Genomic DNA, 24,369 nt, shown 5'->3' on the forward strand with positions numbered 1-24,369 from the left:
TGGCGAAAAACAGCATCCGCGCCGGCCATGACCTCCCGCCCATGCGCGGCGCTGAACGACTGTTAAGCTCCAAGGCTTACACCCTTCCCGGAGCTGTCCATGCGTCGCCGCGTCCTTGCCATCGCATCCTCCCTCGCCCTGCTGGCCGCGCCGGCCTTCGCGGCGCCGCGTGCCACCACCCTGCCGCCGGCTTCGCTGGCCACCGCCGCGCAGCTGCGCGACCAGGCGCTGGCCGATGACACCGGCTGGAAGGTGGTCGAATCGTTGACCACCGAGATCGGCCCTCGCATCGCCGGCAGCGAGGCCGACGCCCGTGCCGTGGCCTGGGCCGAAGCCAAGTTCAAGGCACTGGGTTTTGACAAGGTGTGGAAGGAACCGGTGACCTTCCCGAAATGGGAGCGCCGCAGCGAGCACGCCGCCGTGACCGGCAGGAACCCGCAACCGCTGCAGATCACCGCGCTGGGCGGCAGCCCGGGCGGTACGGTCGAAGCCGAGGTAGTGCGGTTTGCCGATCTGGCCGCGCTGCAGGCCGCACCGGCGGGTTCGCTGAAGGGCAAGATCGCCTTCGTCGATTACCAGATGCTGCCGTTCCGCGATGGCCGCGACTATGGCCGTGGCGGCGCGATCCGCAGCAAGGGCCCGTCCGAGGCCATCCGCAAGGGCGCGATCGGTTTCCTGATGCGCTCGGCCGGTACCGATTCGCACCGCGTGCCGCACACCGGCATCACCCGCTTTGATGACGGCCTGACCCCGGTGCCGTCGGCGGCGCTGTCGGTGCCCGACGCCGACCAGCTGGCGCGCCTGCTTGCCCGTGGCGCAACCACGGTGAAGGTCGCACTGGACTGCGGTTGGGATGGCACGGCGACTTCGTACAACGTGATCGGTGAGATCACCGGCCGCACGCTGCCGAAGGAAGTGGTGGTGATCGGTGGACACCTGGACTCGTGGGACCTGGGCACCGGCGCGGTCGATGACGGCGCAGGCGTGGGCATCACCATGGCCGCCGGTCATCTGATCGGCCAGCTGAAGCAGGCGCCGAAGCGCACCATCCGCGTGGTGGCCTTCGCCAACGAAGAACAGGGCCTGTATGGCGGCAAGGCCTACGCCGAGGCGCACGCCAAGGACGTAGCCCTGCACCAGCTGGCCGCCGAGAGCGATTTCGGTGCTGGCCGCATCTACGCCTTCAACACCGGTTCGCCGAACCCGGAAGGCTCGCGCGTGGCAACCAGGCAGATTGCCGAGGTGATGAAGCCGCTGGGCATCGAGTACGCCGCCGACAAGGGCGGCCCGGGGCCGGATGTCGGTCCGCTGGCCGCCAAGGGTGGCGCATGGGCGTGGCTGGCGCAGGATGGCTCGGATTACTTCCACCTGCACCACACCGCCGACGACACACTCGACAAGATCGACCCGAAGGCGCTGGCGCAGAACGTGGCGGCCTATACCGTGTTTGCCTACCTGGCGGCCGAGGCCGATGGCAACTTCGGTAGCGAAGCCAAGGCAACCACGCCGCCCAACGAGTGAGTCCACTTCCACGCTGTGCGTGGAGTGACTCATGAGCCGGTAGCGCCGGGCCATGCCCGGCGCTACCGGCCTGGGCGCTTACTGTGCCCACACGCTGGTATTGCGAACCCCCAGCAGCTTCGGGTTGAACAACGGGTCACGCCCGTGACGCCGGTGATCTTCGTAGTCGCGCAGCGCGGCCAACGCGGGCCTCTGCAGCAGCAGGATGGCGATGATGTTCAGCCAGCTCATCATGCCTACGCCGATATCGCCCAGCGCCCACGCCACTGTCGCACTGTTCATCGCCGAGTAGCCCGTAGCGGCCAGGAACAGCAGCTGGAAGGTGCCCATCACCCATCCTCGGGGACGATCGCGGCAGAGGTAACTGACGTTGGTTTCGGCCATGTAGTACAGGGCCAGGATGGTGGTGAACGCGAATGGCAGGATCGCCAGCGCGACGAACGACTTGCCGAAGCCGGGCAAGGCCGACTCCACCGCGTGCTGTACGAAGCGTGGCCCTGCTTCCACGCCGGGAAGGTTGCCCAGCAGCAGGCGCGCCTCGTCCGGTACACCGTTCACCGCCGGGTCGTAGACGTTGTAGAGCCCGGTGGAGAGAATCAGGAAGGCCGTCGCGCTGCACACGACCATGGTGTCGATGTACACCGAGAACGACTGCACCAGCCCCTGCTTCACCGGGTGCGACACTTCTGCTGCAGCGGCAGGATGCGCGCCACTGCCCATGCCAGCTTCGTTGGACAGCACGCCACGACGCACCCCCCATTGGATCGCGGTCCCGATCATCGCGCCGAATGCGGCGTCAACACCGAAGGCGCTGCGCAGCACCAGGGCGATGACCTCAGGCACGCGCTCGACGTTGAGTACCATCACCACCGCAGTGACCAGCAGATAGGCCACGGCCATCACCGGCACCACCCATTCGGCGACGCGCGCGATGCGACGCACGCCGCCGAGCAGAATCGCCGCCAACACCACCAGCAGCACACCGGTGGTGACCATCACCGGAACGTCCCACGCTTCGTTCACCGCACTGGTGATGGCGTTGGACTGCGTGCCCGCCAGCATCGCCCCCGCCAGCACCGTGACCAGCGCGAACAGCACGGCGTACCAGCGCTGGCCCAGCCCCTTCTCGATGTAGTACGCCGGGCCACCGCGATACTGCCCCTTGGCGTCGCGATCCTTGTAGATCTGCGCCAGGGTGGACTCGATGAACGCGCTGGAGGCACCGAGGAAGGCGACGATCCACATCCAGAAGATCGCGCCCGGACCGCCGAAGGCAATGGCCATGGCGACACCGGCGATGTTGCCCACGCCCACCCGGCTGGACAGCGACAGTGACAACGCCTGGAACGGCGAGACACCGGCATCGGAGCGCTCGTGACGGAACATCAGGCGCAGCATGTCCGGCAGCGCGCGCAACTGCACGAAGCGGGTACGCACGCTGAAGTACAGGCCCGTTGCCAGGCACAGCACCACCAGGTATGGGCTCCAGACAACGGCAAGCACGGCATTGACGATCGATTCGACATTCATCGCAGGGCCCCCATCAGAAGAACATGCCCAGGGCGACCTGGGGACTGATGATGCGGCCGGTATTGCGGCCTGCAACGGTGAATTCGACGCCGGCGATCAGCCCCAGCGACGGGCTGAAGTGGTACTCGACAGCGGGCGCGAAGGTCAGGTTGCGACTGGCCGGGCGGTGTTCGTTGATGGGCCGGACGCCACCTGCAGCGTCGGGCGCGAAACCGGTCAGGCGCTGGCCGGTCTCGCGGCTGGCGGCAACTTCCATCACGCCGACCCAGCGATCGTTGAAGCTGTATTCGGCGCCCACGGAAAGACCCAGTACCGAGCCCCGCGCGATATGGCCCTGGAAGCCGTCCTCGGTGCCGTACACGCTGGTGCCGGAGATGGCCGTTCGCGATGGCGCCGGCCCCGCGCTGAACTGCGCCCGCCAGCGCAGCGGCCGATCGTTGCCCAGCCACAGCACCTGCTGCACGGCCAACGCGGCGACGGTGCGCTGCACGCCATCACCCTGCGCATCCAGCGGATTGCCGGTGATGCGGTCGTGGCTGCCGGTGCTGAAGCGCTGTACCAGGGCAATCGACACCGCCGGCGTGGTGCCATCGGCGCTGGGGGCCTGCAACAGGTATTGCAGGCGCGCGGTGGTATCACCGGCACGGAAGCCTCGGCTGCGTGCGTTGCCGGATTCGGCGCGTGATGCACTCAGGTTGACCTGGCCGGTCACCCGTTCGCTGAAGCCGTATGCGATGGGCACCACCATCGCCCACGCGCCGCTGCGTTCGCTGCTGCGCTGGCGGTCGCCGTTGTGGTCGAAGGACGAGGAACTGTCGACCCGCACCAGATAGGGTTCGACGTACCAGTGACCCGCTGGCATGCCGGCAGGATTGGGCGTGATCAGCGGGCCGGTGAAGTTGACGCCGTCGAGAGTGCGCTCGTTGGCCTGCGCGGAAACGGCGGCAAGCGCACTGAGTGCCAGTACCAGGCAGACACGCACCGCACTGCGAGGAGGATGATGCATGGGAACCGCTCCTGTACGACGTTGGATGGACTTCCACCCTGCGTCGCCGGGAACGGCACACCAATAAGGAAACTTTCAATTCGTCATGCCTGCTTTGCGCATGGCACTGCCAGGAAAACCGCCAGACGTTGCCCGGCTGCCGGGAAGTCCCGTTCGGCCTGGAACTGCGCTGTGCGGGCACCGGTTTCCGGTGCCCGCAGACACGCCCATCAGCCGCGCTGGCTGACCCACTGCGCCAGCAACACGGCCGTGGCGGAAGCGACATTCAGGCTTTCAACCGCGCCACTGCCGGGAATCGACAGCTGCTGGTCACACTGGCTGGCCAGGCCGCGATCCATGCCTTCGCTTTCCGCGCCCATCACGTAGACCAGGCGGGCCGGCAACGACGCGCGGAACACGTCATCGCCACCCTCGACCAGGGTCGCGGCGAGGCCGAAACCGGCCGCGCGCAGCTGCGCCATCGCTTCTGCATCCTCAGGCAACTGCACCAGCGGCACCGACTCTGCGCCGCCCTCGGCCACGCGCGCGGCCGCGCCGGACAACGCCAGCGTACTGCTGGCCGGCAGCAGCAGCGCCTTGGCGCCGAAGTGCGCGGCAGAGCGCAGGATCGCACCGAAGTTGTGCGGATTACCGACGCCATCCAGCCACAGTGCCAGCGCCGGGCCTTCGCCCAGTTCGGCCAGCCACTGCGCCAGCGGCAACACCGGCGCGCGCAGCACGTCGGCCACCAGGCCTTCATGGTGGGTGGTGGCAGCCAGCTTGTTGAGGTCGCCCTCCTCCACCACGCGATAGCCCACGCGGTTGGCCACGCACCACTTCAGCACCGGCTGCATGCGCGGAATCAGCGATTCCACCAGGTACAGCTTGCGCAGCGCCTGCGGACGCTTGGCGAACAGCGCCTGCACCGCGTTCCATCCGTACAGGCGAAGTTCGTCGTTGCCTCGCCCCGGCGGTGGCGGGGTGCCGCCCTCACGCGGTGGCAGCGGGGTGGCCCGCGGCGGTCGCGACGACGGGCGGCGGGCATTCTTCCAGGGATCATTCACTACGGGACAACTCCAGCTTGCGTTGACGCCAGAAATCGGCGTTCTTGATGCCCAGGGCATCGGGGTCGAAGATCGGGTCGAGACCGAGCTTCTTCTGTCGTTCGTAATCGCGCAGGGCCAGCATGGCCGGCTTCTGCACGATGAGGATGGCGATGATGTTCAGCCAGGCCATCAGGCCCACGCCGATATCACCCAGCGCCCAGGCCAGGGTGGCGTTGTGGAAGGCACCGAACACCACCATGCCGATGATGCCCAGGCGCAGCAGCAGCACGGTGAGCGGCCGGCGCTTGTTGTGGTTGACGTAGGTCAGGTTGGTTTCGGCCATGTAGTAATAGGCCATGATCGTGGTGAAGGCGAAGAAGAAGATCGCCACCGACACGAAGGCCGAGCCCCAGCCCGGCAGCACCGCTTCCACACCCGCCTGCGCGTAGCCCGCACCTTCGGGAATCCCGGCCAGGCCCTGGAAGATCGGCGCGGCGCCGGCGACCGGTGAATACACGTTGTAGGTGCCGCTGGCCAGGATCAGGAAGGCGGTGGCGGTGCACACCATCATGGTGTCGAAGTAGATGGCGAACGCCTGCACGTAGCCCTGCTTGGCCGGGTGCGAGACCTCCGAGGCCGCCGCAGCGTGCGGACCCGAGCCCTGGCCGGCCTCGTTGGCGTAGATGCCGCGCTTGATGCCCCACTCCACCGCCAGGCCCATCATCGCGCCGAACGCGGCATGGGTGCCGAACGCGCTCTTGAAGATGATGCCGAACATTTCCGGCACGCGGTCATAGTTGATGATCATGATGACGATGGCCATCAGGATGAAGCCGGCGGCCATGAACGGCACCACCACTTCGGCGAAGTTGGCGATGCGCTTGACGCCACCGAAGATCACCACGCCCAGCAGCAGGGCGACGACGATGCCGATGCCCAGCTTCAGCGCCTGCGCCGATTCCATGCCGAAGGCCTGGCCATCGAGCGGACCGCACAGCGCGGTACCACGGCAGGCGTTGATGACGCTGTCGGCGATCGCATTGGCCTGCACGCCGGGCATCAGGAAGCCGGCGGCGATGATCGTGGCGATGGCGAAGGCCATGGCATACCACTTCAGGCCCATCGCTTTTTCGATGTAGTAGGCCGGGCCACCGCGGTAGCGGCCTTCGGCATCCTTGGTCTTGTAGATCTGCGCCAGGGTGCATTCCACATACGAGGTGGAGGCGCCGAGGAAGCCCATCACCCACATCCAGAAGATCGCGCCGGGGCCGCCGAAGGCGATGGCGGTGGCCACGCCGGCGATGTTGCCGATGCCCATGCGGCCGGCCATCGACATGGCCAGGGCCTGGAACGAGGACACGCCGGCGTCGGACTTCTCGCCGGACACGGTGAGGCGGCACATCTCGACGAAACCACGGATCTGCATGAAGCGGGTGCGCAGGCTGAAGAACAGGCCGGCGGCCAGGCACATGAAGATCAGCGCCTTGCTCCAGATGATGCTGTTGATGAAATGTACGGTAGCTTCCACGCGCGCTCTCTCCAGTCGGCGGGTTGTGAGGACGTCCCGTCGGCTGGAAGGGACCGGTCGATTCTCCCTGATCGAAGGTCGCTGCGATAGCGCCGGATGTGGGGGCGTGTTCTCCGCCGGGCATGGCCCGGCGCTACCGGGTATGCCGGTCGCACCACAGGTAGCGCCGGGCCATGCCCGGCGACCGGCAATGACCGTGCCCCCCACGGTAGCGCCGGGCCGTGCCTGGCGGCCTGTTACGGAAGCTGCCTGCGTACCCGGGCGAAGCGGCGCAGGTCATGCAGGACGCCGCGCTTGTAGACGGCGCAGCGCTCCACGCCCTCCTCCTGGAAACCGTTCTTTTCCAGTACCCGGGCCGAGCCCAGGTTGAAGTCGACCACCGTGGCCTGCAGCCTGAACAGGCCAAGCTCATCCATCACCCAGGGCGCGAACAGGCCGACCACAGCGGTCATCAGGCCCTGTCCCCAGTGGGCCTGGCCGAGCCAGTAGCCCAGTTCCGCGGTATGCCCGCGCTCGGCCACGCCCTGCTGGGCACCAACGCTGCCACAGGCCTGGCCCTCTATCTCGATGGCCAGGTTCAGCGTGCCTGGGGCCAGTACGCGCCCGCCCAGGAAGGCTTCGCCATCCTCGCGGGTGTACGGATACGGGAAGCGGTCACGCAGCCCACGCGAGACATCCGCGTCGTTGGCGTGATGCAGCAGCGACTGCAGGTCATCACTGCGCCAGGGGCGCAGCAGGAAGCCTGCGCCGTGCAGGATCCGCGCCGGCTCAGGCATGACCCCCCACCGACGGCGAGTCGGCCTCCTGCTTCTCCAGCTCGCGCTTCACCGCCTCCGGCGAGCGGGTGTACGGGGCCAGCCGCGCGTAGAACGCCGGCACCACGAACAGCGACAGGAAGGTGGACAGGGTGACGCCGAAGATGATCACGATGCCGATGGTGCCACGGCTGGCCGAGCCCGGGCCACCGGCCACCACCAGCGGGATGGCGCCGACCACGGTGGCGATCGAAGTCATCAGGATCGGACGCAGGCGCACCATCGCCGATTCGATGATCGCTTCGCGCACGCTGCGGCCATCGTCGCGCAGCTGGTTGGCGAATTCGACGATCAGGATGCCGTTCTTGGCCGCCAGGCCGACCAGCATGACGATGCCGATCTGGCTGAACAGGTTCACTGTGCCGCCACTCAGCCACAGGCCAACCAGCGCGCCGAGCACGCCCAGCGGCACGGTCAGCATGATCGTCAGCGGGTGGATGAAGCTCTCGAACTGCGCGGCCAGCACCAGGTACACCACCAGCAGGGCCATGGCGAAGGTCAGCAGCACCGCGCCGCCCGCACTCTGGTACTCACGCGATTCGCCCTTCCAGTTCACCTGCGCGTACTGCGGCAGCTCTTCGCCGGTCACCTGCTGGGCCCAGGCGATGGCCTCGCCCAGCGGATAACCCGGTGCCAGGCCGGCACTGATGGTGATCGAGCGCAGGCGGTTGAAGCGGTTCAGGGTTCCGGCCTCGGCCACTTCGCTCAGCGTGACCAGGTTGGACAACGGCACCAGCTCGCCGGAGGTCGCACGCACGCGGATCGCGGCCAGATCGGCGGGGCTGGCGCGGCCATCACGGCCGGCCTGCACAAGCACGTCGTACTCCTCGCCGTTGTCGACGAAGGTGGTGACGCGGCGCGAGCCCATCATCGTTTCCAGCGCCGAACCGATCGCGGTGACCGGCACGCCGAGGTCGGCCGCACGCTGGCGGTCGATGTTCACCCGCATCTGCGGACGGGTTTCCTTGTAGTCCGAGTCCGGGCCGACCAGGCCGGGGTTGTCGGCCATGCGCAGCAGGATGCGGTCGCGCCACTGCGCGATCTCGGCGTATTCCGGGCCACCCAGCACGATCTGGAACGGCTGCCCGCCACTGCGCACCAGGCCGCCACCGACCTGGGTACGGACGCGCACGCCACGGATGGTGTCCAGTTCCTTCTGCAGTTCGTTGGCGACTTCCGGCGTGCCTTCGCTGCGCTGACGCCACGGCTGCAGGAACACGCTGACGCGGCCAGTGTGCATTTCCTCGCTGGCGCCGAAGCCGCCGGGCACGCGCGGGTTGGCGCGCACGATCGGCTTGTCCGCGCCCACATGCGGTGCCAGCAGCGCTTCGACCTGCTGCACCTGCTGCACGGTGTAGTCGTAGCCGGCGCCTTCCGGGCCGTCGATCATGATCTGGAACGAACCACGGTCTTCGGCCGGGGCCAGTTCCGAAGGCAGCACTTTGATCAGCAGCCAGCTGGCCGCCAACGCAGCGGCCATCACCAGCAGGTAGATCCACGTGCGATCGACATGATGGTCGAGCACGCGGCCGTAGGCGCCGGCCAGGCGTTCCAGATTGCGGTTGATGAAGCCGTGCAGCCCGCGCGGTGCCTGCCCGGTATGCGGCTTGAGCAGCTTGGAGGCCATCATCGGCGTCAGCGTCAGCGCGACGAACGCCGACAGCGCGACAGCGGCGGCCAGGGCTACCGCCAGTTCACGGAACAGGCGCCCGGTATTGCCTTCCAGGAAGCCGACCGGCAGGAATACCGCCACCAGCACGGCGGTGGTGGCGATCACCGCGAACGCCACCTGCGCGGTACCACGCTTGGACGCCACCAGCGGCGGTTCGCCCAGGTCGATGCGACGCTGCACGTTTTCCACCACCACGATCGCGTCATCCACCACCAGGCCGATGCACAGCACCAGCGCGAGCAGGGTCAGCAGGTTGATCGAGAAGTCGAACGCGTACAGCGCGATGAACGCCGCCACCAGGCATACCGGCACGGTGACCGCAGGAATCAACGCCGCGCGGAAGCTGCCGAGGAACAGCCAGATCACCGCCAGCACCAGGATCATCGCCTCCACCAGGGTGGCGTACACGCGGTCGACGGCAGCCTCGATGAAGGTGGTGTTGTCGAAAGCAACGAAGATCTGCGTGCCCTTGGGCAGGGTCAGCGCGACACGTTCGGCCTCGGCGCGCGCGGTGCGCGCCACATCCAGCGAGTTGGCAGTGGAGGTCTTGACGATGCCCAGGCCGATGCCGGGCTCGCCGTTGCTGCGGTAGTAGGCGCGACGCTCGGCCGAGGCCAGCTCGATCCTCGCCACATCGCCCATGCGCACCACATAGCCATCACTGCCCTTGCCCAGCGGGATGGTCGCGAAGTCTTCCGGCTTGATGTAGTTGCGCTCCACGCGCAGGGTGAAATCGCGGTCGGTGGATTCGATGCGGCCGGCCGGCAGTTCCACGTTCTCGTTGCGCAACGCGGTTTCCACATCGCCGGTGGTCAGCCCACGTGCGGCCAGCTGGTCGCGGTCCAGCCAGATGCGCATGGCATAGCGCTGGCGGCCACCGATGCGGACCTGGGCCACGCCATCGAGGCTGGAGAAGCGGTCGACCACGTAGCGGTCGGCGTAGTCGCTCAGTTCCAGCGTATCCATGGTCGAGGAGACCATGTTGAACCAGATGATCGGGTCGGCATCGCTCTCGACCTTGGCGATCTCCGGTGGCCATGCCTCCTCGGGCATGCGGTCGGCCACGCGGCTGACCGCGTCGCGCACGTCGTTGGCCGCCGCTTCGATGTCACGGTTGGAGGTGAATTCGATGCTGACCTGCGAGCGGCCGTTGGTGCTGCGCGCGTTGATCGTATCGATGCCTTCGATGCCGGCCAGCGCGTCTTCCAGCACCTGGGTGATGCGGCTCTCGATGACCGCTGCCGAGGCGCCGGTGTAATCCACCGAGACCGAAACGATCGGTGGGTCGATGGCCGGCAGTTCGCGCAGCGTCAACCGGGTGAAGGACATCACGCCCAGCACCAGCAGCAACAGGCTCATCACCACGGCAAACACCGGCCGCTGGATGGAGATGTCGGACAGCTTCATCCGCCGTGACCCTCGGCGGCTGCAGGTGCTTCAACCGTCGCCGGCTGCGCGCCGCTGGCGGGCGCGGCGTCGGAGGCTGCCACCTTCAGGCCCGCCCGCAGCTTGCCGGTGCCGTCCACCACGATGCGCTGGCCTGCCTGCAGGCCCTGCTTGATCTCGACCACGCCGGCGCGGCGTGCACCGGTGACCACGTCCACGCGTTCGACGGTGTCATCGGCCTTGATGCGGTACATGAAGCTGTCGCGACCGACCTGCACCACCGCGATTTCCGGCACTACCAAGGCCGGTCGATCAGGATGGAACAGGCGCACGTCGAGCAGCATGCCCGGCCGCAGCGCATGGTCGCCATTGGCGAAGTCGGCACGCACGGTCACCGCACGAGTGGCCGGGTCGATGCGTGCATCGATGGTGCTGACCTCGCCCTCGAAGGTGCGGCCCGGCCAGGCCACGCTGGTGGCCTGCACCTTGTCGCCGGTGGTCAGCGACGCCAGTTCCACTTCCGGCACCTGGAAATCGACGTGCATGCGCTCGACGTCGTCGAGGGTGGCGATCACCGTGGTCGGCGTCAGCAGCGTGCCCGGGCTGATCTGGCGGATGCCGAGGACGCCGGCGAACGGCGCGCGCACGCGACGGTCGCCGATGTCCGACTGCATCTGTGCCACCCGCGCTTCGGCTGCGTCGCGGATCGACTTCTGCGTGTCCAGGGTCGCACTGGATACCAACCGCTGCGCCGCCAGTTCGCGCTGGCGCTTGTACAGCTGGTCGGCTTCGCGGAAGGTCGCCTGCGCCTGCACCAATGCGGCCTCCTGGGCCTGCCCGCGCAGTGTCACGAGGGGCGCACCGGCGGCGACCTGCTGGCCACTTTCAAAGTGCACGCGCTCGACGATCTCGCTCACCTTGGCGGTCACGCTGATCGACTCGCGCGCCTTGGCCGTGCCCAGCGCCTGCAGCGTGTCGTTCCACTGCACCACCTGCACGACCTGCGCGGTGACCGGCACGGCTTCGCCCTGCCGACGCGCGGCGGCCTCCTGTTTGCCTGCGCACCCGGCCAGCACGGCCAGGCTGAGGCCAAGGGCCAGGGTCGAAGCGATACGAGCCAACATGAAGCGTCCTGAGTGGTACACGGCCGCCGAGTGTAGGCAAGGCCCCGCAAAAGCGGTATGTGCCAAGCGTTTACCGGCGTGGAACGGGGGCTGCGATAGCGCCGTGTGCCCATTCCATGCAGGGGGCACCGACGCAGTGTCGGCGTATGTCGGGATGTATCAGGCCATCCCGCCAGGGGCGATGCCGTCGTACAGTCGAGGGGCCTGGCCGAGGGCGCCGGGCGGGGTCGGAACCTGGCGGGGATCCGACCCCGTTTTCTTTGGACGCAGGCCTTCTGTGCGCGGCGCACCGGTAGCGCCGGGCCATGCCCGGCGGATCAATACCGGTAGTTCACCTTCATCCACAGGCTGCGGCCGGGCTCGTTGATGCGCACAGGGTCAGCGGGGAAGCCGAAGTCGGCGCTGCCGGCCAGGTTCAGATGCTCGCTGTAGGCACGGTCGAACAGGTTGTCGACACCGGCGCTGAGCTGCAGCTGCGAACTGAAACGATAGGCCGCGTTGAGCGCCAGCGTGGCAAAGCCGCTGCTCGGCCCGAGGTCCTGCGCGACCACGTTGCCCTGCCCGTCCGCGACCCGATGCTGATGGGTGACCGCGCGCACCAGCGCACCGGCACTCCAGCGCTGGCCTTCCCAGTCAGCGCTCAAGCGTGCTTCCAGCGGCGGCATCTGCGGCAACGGTCGATGCTGATCGCGGTTCTCGCCCCAGGCATAGGCCAGGGTGCCCGCCAGCTTCCATTGCTCGTCCAGCCGCAGCTGCAGGCCGGCCTCGGCACCGGCGATGCGCGCCTGCACATTGTCAGCCTGGCTCATGCCCATCATGCCGCTGCCGCGATAGGTGAACAGGATGTAGTCCTGGATCTGCCCCGCATAGGCCGAGACCCAGGCCTGCACGCGCGGGCCCTTGTATTGCAGGCCGACGTCGAGCTGGGTGGTGCGCTCGGGCTGGATGCCAGCGAACGCGTTCACCGCACCTGCCGGCCCCTGATCGGGCGAGAACAGTTCCCAGTAGTCGGGCATGCGCTGGCTGTGGCCCAGCCCGGCATACCAGGTCAGGCCGTCGGCAAGGTCCTGTTCGTAGCGCAGGAAACCACTGCCCAGCCATTCCCTGCGGCGCTGGCCGGCGGTGGGATTGGGCATGGCCGTCATCATGCCGCCGATGTCGGCACGCGCATCGCGCACGCTGGCACGATCGATGCGCAGCCCGCCGATCCAACGCTGCCCGGTGTCCACGCCGAGGGTCAGTTCGGTGAATGCACCGTAGCGGCGGAAAATCGGCGTCGGTGTTCCAGTCCGCCTGCTTGTAGGTATCGCACCCCATGCCCATGCGGCCGCGATGCCGGCTGTCTTCGCCGTCGATGCCGGCCACCAGCTGCACGTCCTGCCAGCGCCATTCGGCGCTGATGCGCCCGCCCTGCGTGCGGCGATCCACGTTCGACGCCATCGGCATCGGCATCATGCTGTGTGGGTTCGGCGTACGCAGCGTGTAGTTGTCCATCACGTGGTCGGCTTCGTTGTAGTACACGTTCGCCTGCAGCGTGTCCCACGCCCCGGGCAGATTGCGCTTCTCGAAGCGTGCGGCGTAACTGGTGCGTTCGAATGCGGCACCATCCATGCCGCGCCCCGCGTAGCGCGCGATCGCATCGCCGGCACCGGCGGAGACCTCCAACAGGGTATCGGCGTCAGGCGTCCAACCCACCGCTACGTCGCCATTCCACTTGCGCCATTTCGACGGAACCACATCGCCGTTGCCGTCCTTGTAGTCATCGGCTTCGGAGCGATTGCCGCTGGCACGCACGTAGCCCGTTGGATTGCCCAGGGTCAGGTCCAGCACCTGGTCGTTGCGGTTGCGTGAGCCGACCAGCGCACTGGCATCGGCACGCAGCCCGGGCGCATCGAAACGCGGGGTATCACGCTCGAAACGCACGGTGCCCGCAGAGGCACCCGCGCCCCAGCGCACGCTCTGCGGGCCCTTGATGATGGTCAGCCGGTCAAAGCTCTCCGGCGATATGTAGGACAGCGGGTTGTCCATGCGCGAGGGACACGCGCCAATCAGATTGCCATCGTTGCTGAGGATGTTCAGGCGCGAACCGAACATGCCACGCAGCACCGGGTCGCCGTTGGTGCCGCCGTTGCGGATGGCGGAGAAGCCGGGAACGGTCTTCAGGTAATCGGCGCCATCGCTGGCTGGCACAGGCTGCCGCGGCAGGCGCGGATCGGTCACCCAATGCAGCGGCGAGGACGGCGCGGCGGCGGTGACCACCAGCGTATCCAGCGTCCGCGCTTCTTCAGCGGGCGCGGCATGGGCGAAGGGGGCAGCCAGGGCAGCGCCAAGCGCAAACGGCAGGCGCGCACGGGCGCCCGCAGCGGGGAAAGTCATTTTCATGGAAACAGCTCCAAGGTACGCACGCGCGCACGACGCCCTTGCAGGCCTCGTGCGGCGGATTCGATAGGAAAATCAGCGGACGGTGGAGATCAGCGGCGGTCCACGCGCGGCATGTGCCGGCCAATGCAGCAGCGGCAGTCGCGGCTGCGACCATGGGAACATCGGCTTCGGCCGCCACAGCAAGGGCAGCAGCAGCACCAGCACGGCCAGCCACGGCAGCAGGCGCATGGCCAGCACGCAGTACTCGCAGGCCTCCCCGTGCATGGCGTGGGGATCGGCGGGCGGGGTCGGATCCCTTTGCCCCGGCAAAGGGCTCTGACCCTCAGCCATGTCGCCGTGATGCATGTGGGCATGGTCCATGCCGCCATGCATTGTGGATGGGGTCAGAGCCCTTCCCTGTGGTGAAGGGATCTGACCCTGCGGCGCCTGCAGCGCACGGCTGACCAGCGGCGCAAGCACCATCAACAGCGTCGCGATGAAGGCGAGCTGGAGCAGGGGTCGACGCAGGCAGCCGGTACGGATCACCGCGCTAGTGTAGAGGTGCCTCCAGAAGGCACCGTGCGACGAACCGTCGCAGGAGGGGGTTTATCGGCAGGGCTGCGCCCTGCACCCGCTACTAGCTGGAGCAACAGCAACAGCAGAAGCGGGCTTTCTGGAGGATGACGGGGTGAGTCCGGTTGCGGGGGACGCCGTGAATCCGTCCATGGAGGCTTGGCCGCGGCATCCATGCCGCGGACACCCCCGCAACCGGACCCACCCCGCCTTCGACAGATTCCTGCGGTCTGTTGAAACGGCTCTTGGGGTCAGATCCGCTTTCCGAAGGAAACGGATCTGACCCCAGATGTATTTCGATATCTGACAGATTTCATCCACGCATCGCGTGGATCTACCGTGTCGACCAAGGTCGACACTTACCAAAAGCCGCCGGAATCTGTCAGAGGCGGGGCGGTGTGGGTAGGCAGGACCGTTGGCGCCATGGATGGCGCCATCGAGCCCCCATGGATGGGTTTACGGCGTGTCCTGCCTACCCACACCGCCCCGCCATCCCACGGAATGCCCGCTGTTGCCGTTGCTGTTGCTTGAATGTCGTAGCAGGTGCAGGGCGCAGCCCTGCTCGACCAACCTCACACCGTGATGGTCTGGGTCAGCGATTCCCAGGTCGGCGGCACCGGCCAGGACGCGGCCTGGTTGCCATCCAGCACCCGCCGCAGGTCGCGCGGATCAATCTGCGGGGCCAGCACATGCACCAGCTCCAGCGCGTAGTCGCGCAGCACCCGGTCGCGCGGCAGCACCGCCCAGGCGACGCACTCGGTGATCGGCGCCGGCGCTGGCCATACCCGCAGATCCTCGTCGTTGGCGCTGATCGCCATCTCGGCCAGCAGACCTACCCCCAGACCCGTACGCACATAAGTCTTGATCAGGTCCGCATCCAGCGCCGTCAGCGCCAGATCGGGTACCAGGCTCTGCGCGGCAAAGGCGCGCTGCAACGAGGAGTTGGGCCGGGTCGAGGATTCGTAGCTGATCAACGGCTGGCGTGACAATGCCGCCAGGTCCGGTGCGCGCCCGGCGCGATCCAGCGGATGGCCCTTGGGCACCACAACCAGCCGCCGCCAGCGGAACAGCGGCACGGCGATGCCATCGCTGGGTTCACTGCCGGCGGTACTGATGATCGCGATATCGGCATCGCCCTGGTTCAGCCGGTCCAGCGCATCGGCCTCACCGGCCTGCTGCAGGTGCACGCTGACCTGGGGATAGGCCTGCTTGATGCGCGCCACCGCCGGCGGCAGCACGAAACGCGCCTGGGTGTGGGTGGTGGTCAGGATCAGCTGGCCCTGGCTCTCGCGACGCTGGTTGGCCGCGTAGGTGCGGATGTTGTTGGCCTCGGACAGCACCGCGCGGGCGCGGCTGATCACTTCGGTGCCGGCCGGGGTGACCGACTCCAGGCTGCGCCCCTTGCGTACGAACAGCAGGAAGCCCAGTTCGTCCTCCAGCTGCTTGAGCTGCTTGGACAGCCCAGGCTGGGTGGCATGCACGCGCGAGGCGGCGAGCGTGATGTTCAGCTCGGCGTCGGCGATGGCAACCAGGTAGCGCAGCTGGGTCAGCGTCATGGCAGGCGGGCGATGTGGGGGCGGAGGTCCACTCTAGGGTCAATTGCCGTCACCAGCTTATAACCAAAGGTTGTTTAAGAAAGGTATCTGGTCATTTCCGGGCGTCATATGCCGGCGCTACGGTCAGCCGGCAGCCGCTGGCCTGAACAGCCAGCCCACTTCCTTTCCGCCCGCCGAGCCCGGCGCGGCCTGTTCCTGGAGCGCTCCCATGGCCCTGTACGACTCCATCCTCGACACCATCGGCAACACCCCCATCGTCAAGCTGCAGCGACTGGCGCCGCAGGGCGTGACCCTGTACGCCAAGGTCGAGTCCTTCAATCCGGGCGGCTCGGTGAAGGATCGCCTGGCGCTGGCGATCATCCTCGATGCCGAACAGCGTGGCCTGCTCAAGCCGGGCGACACCATCGTCGAAGCCACCTCGGGCAACACCGGCGTCGCCTTGGCGATGGTGGCCGCCGCACGCGGTTACAAGTTCGTGGCGACGATGGTCGAGACCTTCTCGGTGGAGCGCCGCAAGCTGATGCGTGCCTACGGCGCGAAGGTCATCCTGACCCCGGCCGCCGAGCGCGGCAGCGGCATGGTGCGCAGGGCGCGCGAGCTGGCCGAGGAACACGGTTGGTTCCTGGCCAGCCAGTTCGCCAACCCGGCCAACCCGGCCTACCACCGCAACACCACCGCCGCGGAGATCCTGCGTGATTTCGCCGGCAAGCGGCTGGACTACTTCGTGAGTGGCTGGGGAACCGGCGGCACCTTGACCGGCGTCGGCGAAGTACTGAAGGTCGCCCGCCCGGACACCCGCATCATCGCCACCGAGCCGGCCGGCGCCGCCTTGTTGAAGGGCGATGACTGGAAGCCGCACAAGATCCAGGGCTGGACCCCGGACTTCGTGCCCGATGTGCTCAACCGCAATGTGGTGGACGAGCTGGTGACGGTGGAAGATGACCGCGCGATCGCCACCGCCCGCCGATTGGCGGCGGAGGAAGGCATCTTCGTCGGCATCTCCGCCGGTGCCACGGTTGCGAGCGCACTGGACGTGGCAGATCGCGCCGAACCGGGCGCGGTGATCCTGGCGATGTTGCCGGACACCGGTGAACGCTACTTCTCCACGCCGCTGTTCGCCGACGTCAATGAAGGTTCGGACGACGACTGGTTGGCCGGTCTGCCCTGATCGCCGCGTTGTCGATGACAGCAGGATGACGCCCACCCTCGCGGTGGGCGTTTGCTATTCGGGTGATCCTGTCTGGGTATTGCCGACGGAAGCGGACAGCTTTCCCCAGAAATCATAAGAGATTCACCCCGAAAACTTTCGTTTTGCCGCGTGCGGCGCTCGCTTCAGCCTGCGTGAAGGCGCCGCCGGCCATCGTGCATGAACAGCGCGGATCGCAGTGCATGAGACGGTCATGACGCAGCATCGATGCCCTGTCCCGCAAGATGCGGGTGCAGCCAGCGTGGGCACGGCGCGCAACAACTACAGGCAGGAGACGGACGCATGAAGATCGAAGTGTGGCAGGGCGACATCACGGCCCTGGCGGTGGATGCGATCGTCAACGCGGCCAATGAATCACTGCTCGGTGGCGGCGGTGTCGACGGCGCCATCCATCGTGCGGCCGGCCCTGGCCTGCTGGCCGAGTGCGAGCGTCTGCCGGAGCTGCGCCCCGGTGTGCGCTGCCCGACCGGTGAGGTGCGCGCAACCGATGCCTATGCGCTTCCGGCACGGCACGTACTGCATACGGTCGGTCCGGTCTGGCACGACGGCCAGCGCGACGAACCGGCATTGCTGGCGAACTGCTACTGGAAGTCGCTGCAGCTGGCCGAATCACTGAACCTGCAGTCGATCGCGTTCCCGGCCATCAGCTGCGGTGTGTATGGCTATCCGCTGTACCAGGCCGCACAGATCGCGGTCACCGAAACACTCGCCTGGCAGCGCAGCCACGCCCAGCCGATGCGGATCGTGCTGGTGGCGTTCAACACGGCGACCGCCAAGGCCTACCAGCAGGCACTGTCGGCCGCAGGCCAGGTCGCCGACAGCGGGCGCGGTTCGCTGCTGTCGCCCTTGGGCGATACCGGCTTCGTGCCGGCGCATTGAAACAACGACGGACGTGGAAAAAAAAGGCCGGGCATTGCCCGGCCTTTTCGTTTGCGTCCTCGTGGCGGCGTCAGTCCGTCGCTTCAGCGGCAGCGTCGGCGGCCGCCGTAGCAGCAGCTGATGCAGCGGCCGAAGCGGCGCCGTCGATCTGCACGCGTACTTCCACCATGCCCGCTTCATCGCTGAGGCTGGACACGTCCACGGTGTAGTGGCCGGCAGGCAGCGATTCTTCCACGCGTGCGTTGGTGCCGTTGCCACCATCGTCATTGACCAGCTCCACGTCGCCGCCGACCACGCGCAGTACCGTATCCACCTGGCTGGAAATGGCGTCCAGGCGCACATCGGCCGCACGCGGCAGGCTCAGCAGGAAGCGGCGGCGGCCTTCGCCATCGAGCATGGCGAAGACACTGCCGTTGTTCGGCAGGGAGGTGCCATCACGCATGACCATGTTGGCCGGCAGCTCGGTGCGCTTGGCCGTCAGTTTGAAAGCGCCGGTACTGTCTTCATCCAGGCTGCGCACGCGCAGGGTGTACTTGCCCGGTTCCAGCGGCATGCCGATGCGCGAATTGGTGTCATCACCGCCATCGTCGTTCTCCGACTGGACGCCGTTGCCATCCAGCTTCAGCACGGTATCGAACGCCTTCGATTCCAGGCGGATTTCGTACATGCCCGCCTTGTCCACCTGCAGGGTGTAATCCTGCGACTTGGAGACCAGCAGGTCGGCGATCTCACCTTCGGCCACCATCGGCTTGCCGTCATACGGCACCAGTTTCTCGGCGCGCAGGCGGTACGGACCGAAGGCGGAGGGGCCGTCGGCATTGATGGCCACCTGGTAGCTGCCAGTGCCGTTGGCGCGGAACGCCAGCGAGACGTCGTTGCCGCGCTCGTAGCCCGAGTTGCTGCTGGCCACCAGCACGCCATTGTTGAACACGGCGATCGAGCCGCGCAGCGCACCAGTCAACGTGATGCCGACCAGTTGCTTGTCTTCCAGCTTCAGCTGGTACAGCTGATGGTGGCTGCCATCGTTGAAATTGACGCCGCTGCGCGAGGTGATTTCGCCGGAGACCGGCTTGTCGAACTCCAGCGAGGGGGCCTTGCCCACGTCCGTGCTGCCGCCCATCCGGTTGCAGCCGCCGACAGCCAGCACCGTGGCAACGGCCAGCGTGATTGCGGTGATACGCATGTTTTTTCTCCTTGGCCTTCCATGTATGCCCCACGCACTGGCCTGGCGTGCGGGAGGCGGCAACGATACCGGCAAAAGCAAACGCCGGCGTGATGCCGGCGCTGCCTTGTTCAGTTCATGCTGCGCAACGGCGGATCAGCCGTTCCACTTGCCCAGCGCGGCCTGGCCGTTTTCCTTGGCACGCTCGTAGACGGTCTTCTGTGCTGCGGCGTAGTTGCCCTTCATGTCCTTGCCCCACAGCTTCAGTGCCGCCTGCTGCATGGCACGGCCATAAGAGAAGCTCAGCGGCCACGGCAGGTTGCCCATCTGGTTCATGGCGTTGAGGTGGGCGGTGGACTGCTCATCGCTCTGGCCACCGGACAGGAACACCACGCCCGGCAGGATCGCCGGCACGGTGCTCTTCAGGCACATCACGGTCGACTCGGCCACTTCCTCGACATCGGCCTGCTCGTCGCAGCCCTTGCCGGAGATGACCATCGAAGCCTTCAGGATGGTGCCTTCCAGCAGCACGTTCTGCTGGTACAGCGCGTCGAACAGCGAACGCAGGGTGGCTTCGGTGACTTCGTAGCAGGTCTCGATGTCGTGCTCGCCGTCCATGATCACTTCCGGCTCGACCATCGGCACCAGGCCGCATTCCTGGCACAGCGCGGCGTAGCGGGCCAGCGCATGCGCGTTGGACTCGATGCAGGTGCCCGACGGAATGCTCTCGCCGATGTTGATGACCGCACGCCACTTGGCGAAGCGCGCGCCCAGCTTGTAGTACTCCTGCAGGCGCTCACGCAGGCCGTCCAGGCCCTCGGTGACCAGCTCGCCCGGGCAGCCGGCCAGCGGGTGCGCACCCTTGTCCACCTTGATGCCCGGGATCATGCCGTGGTCGGACATGTACTTGGCGAACGGCACGCCGTCCTTGGTCGACTGGCGGATGGTCTCGTCGTACAGGATGGCGCCGGAAATGTGCTCGTTGAGCTTCGGCGTGGTCAGCAGCAGTTCGCGGTAGGCGCGACGGTTCTCTTCGGTATTCTCGATGCCGACGCTGGCAAAGCGCTTGGCGATGGTACCGGTGGATTCGTCGATCGCGATGATGCCCTTGCCCGGGGCAACCATGGCCTGGGCGGTTTCAGCCAGCTGTTCGATGCTCATGTACTTCCTGTGGCGGGTGCGGGAAAAACGTAAGTATAGCCCCGCTATCCGTTGCCCCGACGTGGAGGCTCGGATGGAACCGGTTCCACTGTCTGTGCAGGACAGGAAATGTCCTGCCGGATCGGGTCAGAGCCCCTTTCGGGGATCTGACCCCGGGGTCGGATCCGCGCCGCGGCTCCGACCCGAGGTGGCCACCTCTTACAGGTCGCCCAGGCCGCTGGCGCGGCCGTCTTCGCCCACTTCCAGCAGGCGCAGGGTATTGGTCGCGCCGTGGGTTTCCATGTGCTCACCGCTGGTGAACACCACACGGTCGCCGGCCTGCAGCATGCCGCCCTCCACCAGCAGGCGGATGCTGCCGCGTGCGGCTTCGCGCGGGGTGAAGCCCCGGCTGTCGAAGTTGATCGGGAACACATCGCGCATCAGCGCCATCTGCCGGCGGGCGCCGTCGTGGCGGGTGACCGCGAACACCGGTGCCGAGGCACGGAAACGCGACAGGTAGCGCGCGGTGCCACCGGATTCGGTCATCGCCACGATCGCGCGCACGCCCACGTGCTGGGACAGGAACATGGTGGCCATGGCAATGGCCTGGTCGGCACGTTCCAGGTTGCGCGGCGAAGCGCCGAAGTCGGTCTCGGTCTGGAACTGGCGCTCGGCACCCAGGCAGATGCGCGCCATCGCTTCGACCGCCTTGACCGGATACGCACCGGCGGCGGTTTCGGCCGACAGCATCACCGCATCGGTACCGTCGATGACCGAGTTGGCCACGTCCAGCACTTCGGCACGGGTCGGGATCGGGCTTTCGACCATCGACTGCAGCATCTGGGTGGCGGTGATCACCACCTTGTTCTGCGCCAGCGAGGCCTTGATGATCTTCTTCTGCAGGCCCGGCAGTTCGGCATCGCCGATTTCCACGCCCAGGTCGCCACGCGCCACCATCACCACGTCACTGGCGTCGACGATCTCTTCCAGGTTCTCGATGGCCTCGGTGCGCTCGATCTTGGACACCAGCGCGGCGTAGCAGCCGTGCGATTCGGCGATCTCGCGCGCATCGTTCATGTCCTGCGCATTGCGGCAGAACGACACGGCGATGAAGTCCACGCCGATCTTGGCGACGATGCCGATCAGTTCCTTGTCGCGCTCGGTCAGCGCGCCCAGCGACAGGCCACCGCCCTGCTTGTTCAGGCCCTTGCGATCGGACAACGGACCATCGTTGAGCACGGTGTTGATGATGCGCTCGCCCTGCACTTCCACCACCTGCAGCTGCATCAGGCCATCGTCGAGCAGCAGCACGTCACCGGCGGTCACGTCCTGCGGCAGGCCGAGGTAGCTCACGCCCACCTGGGTGGCATCGCCGGGGCCGGCATCGGTGCTGGCGATCAGGTCGAAGCGGTCACCGGCCTTGAGATGCACCTTGCCCTCGGCGAAGCGCTCGATGCGGATCTTCGGGCCCGGCAGGTCTGCCAGGATGCCCACTTCAACACCCACGCGCTGCGCGGCGGCGCGCACATCGGCGGCACGCTTGGCCTGGCCGGACGGGTCACCGTGGCTGAAGTTGAGGCGCACCACGTTGACGCCGGCGCGGAACAGATCCTCCAGCACGCCCGGCGGATCGGTAGCCGGACCGAGGGTGGCAAGGATCTTGGTGCGACGCTGACGCTCGAACATGATGGATGGGCCTCTCCCGTTAAAGGACGGAAATTAGCACATCCTTCACGTCCCATGTATACGGTTACAGCCTTGTGCTGCCTGACTCTGCGGGACATCGCATGGACATGTTCCGGACATACGCTGGTCGATGGCAGCGGAAACGCCGCCGGGCAAGGCCCGGCGCGCGGCATTGTCCAACTCAGGCAAGCAAGGCCAGCAGCTGCGCCGGATCACGGGCCAGCTGCCCGGCACCGGCCTCGGTCAGCTCCTGCTCGCCACCAAAGCCCCACAGCACGCCCACACTGCGCAGCCCGTGGTGACGGGCGCCCTCGATGTCCATGCGGCGGTCGCCGATCATCCAGCAGCGTTCCGGCGCCAGCTGCAGGCGATGCAGCGCCTCGCCCACCAGCTGCGGCTTGCTGCTGCGCGAGCCATCCGGGGTTGAACCGATCACGTCCTCGAACAGGCCACCGAACGGCAGATGCTCGACGATGCGGCGGGCATGCGGCTCGTTCTTGGCGGTGACCACCGCAAGGCGATGGCCGCGTGCGTGCAGCGCGCGTACCACCGCTTCGATGTCCGGGTAGATCGTGTGCTCGCGCCAGCCTTCCACGTCGAAGCGCTCGCGATAGAAGGCCACGGCCTGCTCCACCCGCTCGGGCTCACCGAACAACGGCGCGAACGTGGTGCGCAGCGATGGGCCGATCCAGCCCAGCAGCGTTTCCTGCGGCGGCACCGGGTGATCCATCTTCTGCAGCGCATAGGCGATGCAGGTGGTGATGCCCACTTCCGAATCGATCAGCGTGCCGTCCATGTCGAAGAAGAGCGTTGCACGCTCTTCTCCGTCCACCCGCGGATCGACGCTCATGCGCCGCGCGCGGCCAGGGCAGCCACCGCCGGCAGCGTCTTGCCTTCCAGGAATTCCAGGAACGCGCCGCCACCGGTGGAGATGTAGCTGACCTGCTGGGCGATATCGAACTTGTCGACCGCGGCCAGGGTATCGCCACCACCGGCGATGGAGAACGCCGGCGAGCTGGCGATGGCGCGGGCCAGCGCTTCGGTGCCCTTGCTGAAGGCTTCGAACTCGAACACGCCGACCGGGCCGTTCCAGACCACGGTGCCGGCCTTGGCGATCAGCTGTGCGTACTGCGCGGCCGTCTGCGGGCCGATGTCCAGGATCAGGTCATCCTCGGCCACCGCGTCCACGGCCTTCACTTCGGCAGCCGCGTCGGGCAGGAACTGCTTGGCGGTGACCACGTCCACCGGCAGCGGGATGTCCGCACCACGCGCCTTGGCGTCGGCCACGATCTTCCGGGCGGTATCCAGCAGGTCCGGCTCGTACAGCGACTTGCCGACCTTGTAGCCGGCCGCCGCGATGAAGGTGTTGGCGATGCCGCCACCAACGATCAGCTGATCGACCTTGCCGACCAGGTTGGCCAGCAGCTCCAGCTTGGTGCTGACCTTGCTGCCGGCGACGATGGCCAGCAGCGGCTTGGCCGGCGCATCCAGGGCCTTGGCCAGTGCATCCAGCTCGGCCATCAGCAGCGGGCCACCGGCAGCGACCGGGGCGAAACGGATCACGCCATGGGTGGATGCCTGCGCGCGGTGCGCTGTACCGAACGCATCCATCACGAACACATCGCAGAGGGCGGCGTACTTCTTCGACAGGGCTTCATCGTCCTTGCCCTCGCCAACGTTCATGCGGCAGTTTTCCAGCAGCACCAGCTGGCCCGGCTGCACGTCGACGCCGTCGACCCAGTCACGCACCAGCGGCACTTCGCGACCCAGCAGCACCGACAGGCGCTCGGCCACCGGCGCCAGCGAATCGGCTTCGCTCCACACGCCTTCCTTGGGGCGGCCCAGGTGCGAGGTGACCATCACCGCCGCGCCCTGCTCCAGCGCGCGCTTGAGCGTCGGCAGGGAAGCGGTGATGCGCTGTTCGGAGGTGATGCGGCCATTCTCGATCGGCACGTTCAGATCCTGGCGGATCAGCACGCGCTTGCCGGAGAGGTCGAGGTCGGTCATGCGGACGATGGACATGGGCAACTCTTTGGCTCTGGAGATGGGATGCCGGCGTGCGGCAGACGGTCATTGTATCGGGTGCCGATGCCTGCGGCAGGCAGAGGCCAACGGCTAACGGCAACAGCCACGGCAACAGCAACGGCCAGAGCGCTGGCGCTTCGTGGTGATGTGGGTGGGCCGGGGCGGTGTGGGGT

The 24,369-nt window shown here is 67.0% G+C and carries 17 protein-coding genes and 1 pseudogene; 3 read left to right on the forward strand and 15 right to left on the reverse strand.

Features of this window, described 5'->3' with window-relative positions:
- The first annotated feature begins 99 nt into the window (after positions 1-99).
- The gene (locus CLM74_RS16995; RefSeq protein ID WP_088101012.1) at positions 100-1,521 is read left to right on the forward strand and encodes a M28 family peptidase; all 1,422 of its coding nucleotides are present in this window, start codon (positions 100-102) and stop codon (positions 1,519-1,521) included.
- A gap of 78 nt (positions 1,522-1,599) precedes the next feature.
- On the opposite strand, the gene CLM74_RS17000 is transcribed toward CLM74_RS16995, so the two are convergent.
- The 10 genes and pseudogenes from CLM74_RS17000 to CLM74_RS17045 form a co-directional block, all read right to left on the reverse strand.
- Entirely contained in the window at positions 1,600-3,051 is a 1,452-nt protein-coding gene (locus CLM74_RS17000; protein ID WP_025874270.1) for an alanine/glycine:cation symporter family protein, read from the reverse strand.
- A 13-nt stretch (positions 3,052-3,064) separates the two neighbouring features.
- Positions 3,065-4,057 (reverse strand): hypothetical protein, encoded by a 993-nt coding sequence (locus CLM74_RS17005; RefSeq protein WP_105164566.1) that lies wholly within the window; start codon positions 4,055-4,057, stop codon positions 3,065-3,067.
- Between the two features lie 209 nt (positions 4,058-4,266).
- On the reverse strand, positions 4,267-5,100 hold the full coding sequence (locus CLM74_RS17010) for a TrmH family RNA methyltransferase (protein ID WP_025874268.1): 834 nt from the start codon (positions 5,098-5,100) through the stop codon (positions 4,267-4,269).
- Positions 5,093-6,610, reverse strand: a complete 1,518-nt coding sequence (locus CLM74_RS17015; RefSeq protein WP_025874267.1) for an alanine/glycine:cation symporter family protein — start codon at positions 6,608-6,610, stop codon at positions 5,093-5,095. The genes CLM74_RS17010 and CLM74_RS17015 overlap by 8 nt, the downstream gene beginning before the upstream one ends.
- A 236-nt stretch (positions 6,611-6,846) precedes the next feature.
- Positions 6,847-7,386: a GNAT family protein gene (locus CLM74_RS17020; protein WP_025874266.1), complete on the reverse strand. Its 540-nt coding sequence runs from the start codon at positions 7,384-7,386 to the stop codon at positions 6,847-6,849.
- Entirely contained in the window at positions 7,379-10,504 is a 3,126-nt protein-coding gene (locus CLM74_RS17025; protein ID WP_105164567.1) for an efflux RND transporter permease subunit, read from the reverse strand. The genes CLM74_RS17020 and CLM74_RS17025 overlap by 8 nt, the downstream gene beginning before the upstream one ends.
- Positions 10,501-11,607, reverse strand: a complete 1,107-nt coding sequence (locus CLM74_RS17030; RefSeq protein WP_105164568.1) for an efflux RND transporter periplasmic adaptor subunit — start codon at positions 11,605-11,607, stop codon at positions 10,501-10,503. The genes CLM74_RS17025 and CLM74_RS17030 overlap by 4 nt, the downstream gene beginning before the upstream one ends.
- Before the next feature lie 317 nt (positions 11,608-11,924).
- Positions 11,925-13,989: pseudogene (locus CLM74_RS17035) on the reverse strand (TonB-dependent copper receptor).
- Between the two features lie 72 nt (positions 13,990-14,061).
- Complete coding sequence (locus tag CLM74_RS17040; RefSeq protein ID WP_105165044.1) at positions 14,062-14,451, reverse strand: DUF2946 family protein; 390 nt, start codon at positions 14,449-14,451, stop codon at positions 14,062-14,064.
- A gap of 662 nt (positions 14,452-15,113) precedes the next feature.
- On the reverse strand, positions 15,114-16,097 hold the full coding sequence (locus CLM74_RS17045; RefSeq protein ID WP_025874261.1) for a LysR family transcriptional regulator: 984 nt from the start codon (positions 16,095-16,097) through the stop codon (positions 15,114-15,116).
- A gap of 208 nt (positions 16,098-16,305) precedes the next feature.
- Between CLM74_RS17045 and cysK the strand changes: the two genes are divergently transcribed.
- Together cysK and CLM74_RS17055 are read left to right on the forward strand one after the other, a co-directional pair.
- Positions 16,306-17,265, forward strand: a complete 960-nt coding sequence (gene cysK, locus CLM74_RS17050; RefSeq protein WP_032975199.1) for a cysteine synthase A — start codon at positions 16,306-16,308, stop codon at positions 17,263-17,265.
- Between the two features lie 321 nt (positions 17,266-17,586).
- The gene (locus CLM74_RS17055; RefSeq protein WP_025874259.1) at positions 17,587-18,183 is read left to right on the forward strand and encodes an O-acetyl-ADP-ribose deacetylase; all 597 of its coding nucleotides are present in this window, start codon (positions 17,587-17,589) and stop codon (positions 18,181-18,183) included.
- Between the two features lie 70 nt (positions 18,184-18,253).
- Here the strand turns inward: CLM74_RS17055 and CLM74_RS17060 are convergent, their stop codons facing one another.
- The 5 genes from CLM74_RS17060 to CLM74_RS17080 form a co-directional block, all read right to left on the reverse strand.
- A complete protein-coding gene (locus tag CLM74_RS17060; protein WP_105164569.1) occupies positions 18,254-19,366 on the reverse strand; it encodes an ABC transporter substrate-binding protein in 1,113 nt (370 codons plus the stop codon).
- Between the two features lie 135 nt (positions 19,367-19,501).
- Positions 19,502-20,506, reverse strand: coding sequence for a class I fructose-bisphosphate aldolase (locus tag CLM74_RS17065; protein ID WP_099785228.1), 1,005 nt, complete (start codon positions 20,504-20,506; stop codon positions 19,502-19,504).
- Positions 20,507-20,704: 198 nt separating this feature from the next.
- A complete protein-coding gene (pyk, locus tag CLM74_RS17070; protein ID WP_032975201.1) occupies positions 20,705-22,171 on the reverse strand; it encodes a pyruvate kinase in 1,467 nt (488 codons plus the stop codon).
- Between the two features lie 181 nt (positions 22,172-22,352).
- A complete protein-coding gene (locus CLM74_RS17075) occupies positions 22,353-23,021 on the reverse strand; it encodes an HAD hydrolase-like protein (RefSeq protein ID WP_051501629.1) in 669 nt (222 codons plus the stop codon).
- Positions 23,018-24,193 (reverse strand): phosphoglycerate kinase, encoded by a 1,176-nt coding sequence (locus tag CLM74_RS17080; protein WP_025874255.1) that lies wholly within the window; start codon positions 24,191-24,193, stop codon positions 23,018-23,020. Before CLM74_RS17080 ends, CLM74_RS17075 begins: the two co-directional genes overlap by 4 nt.
- Positions 24,194-24,369: the final 176 nt, after the last annotated feature.

It is taken from the genome of Stenotrophomonas sp. MYb57, assembly GCF_002966815.1.
Lineage (GTDB): Bacteria > Pseudomonadota > Gammaproteobacteria > Xanthomonadales > Xanthomonadaceae > Stenotrophomonas > Stenotrophomonas indicatrix.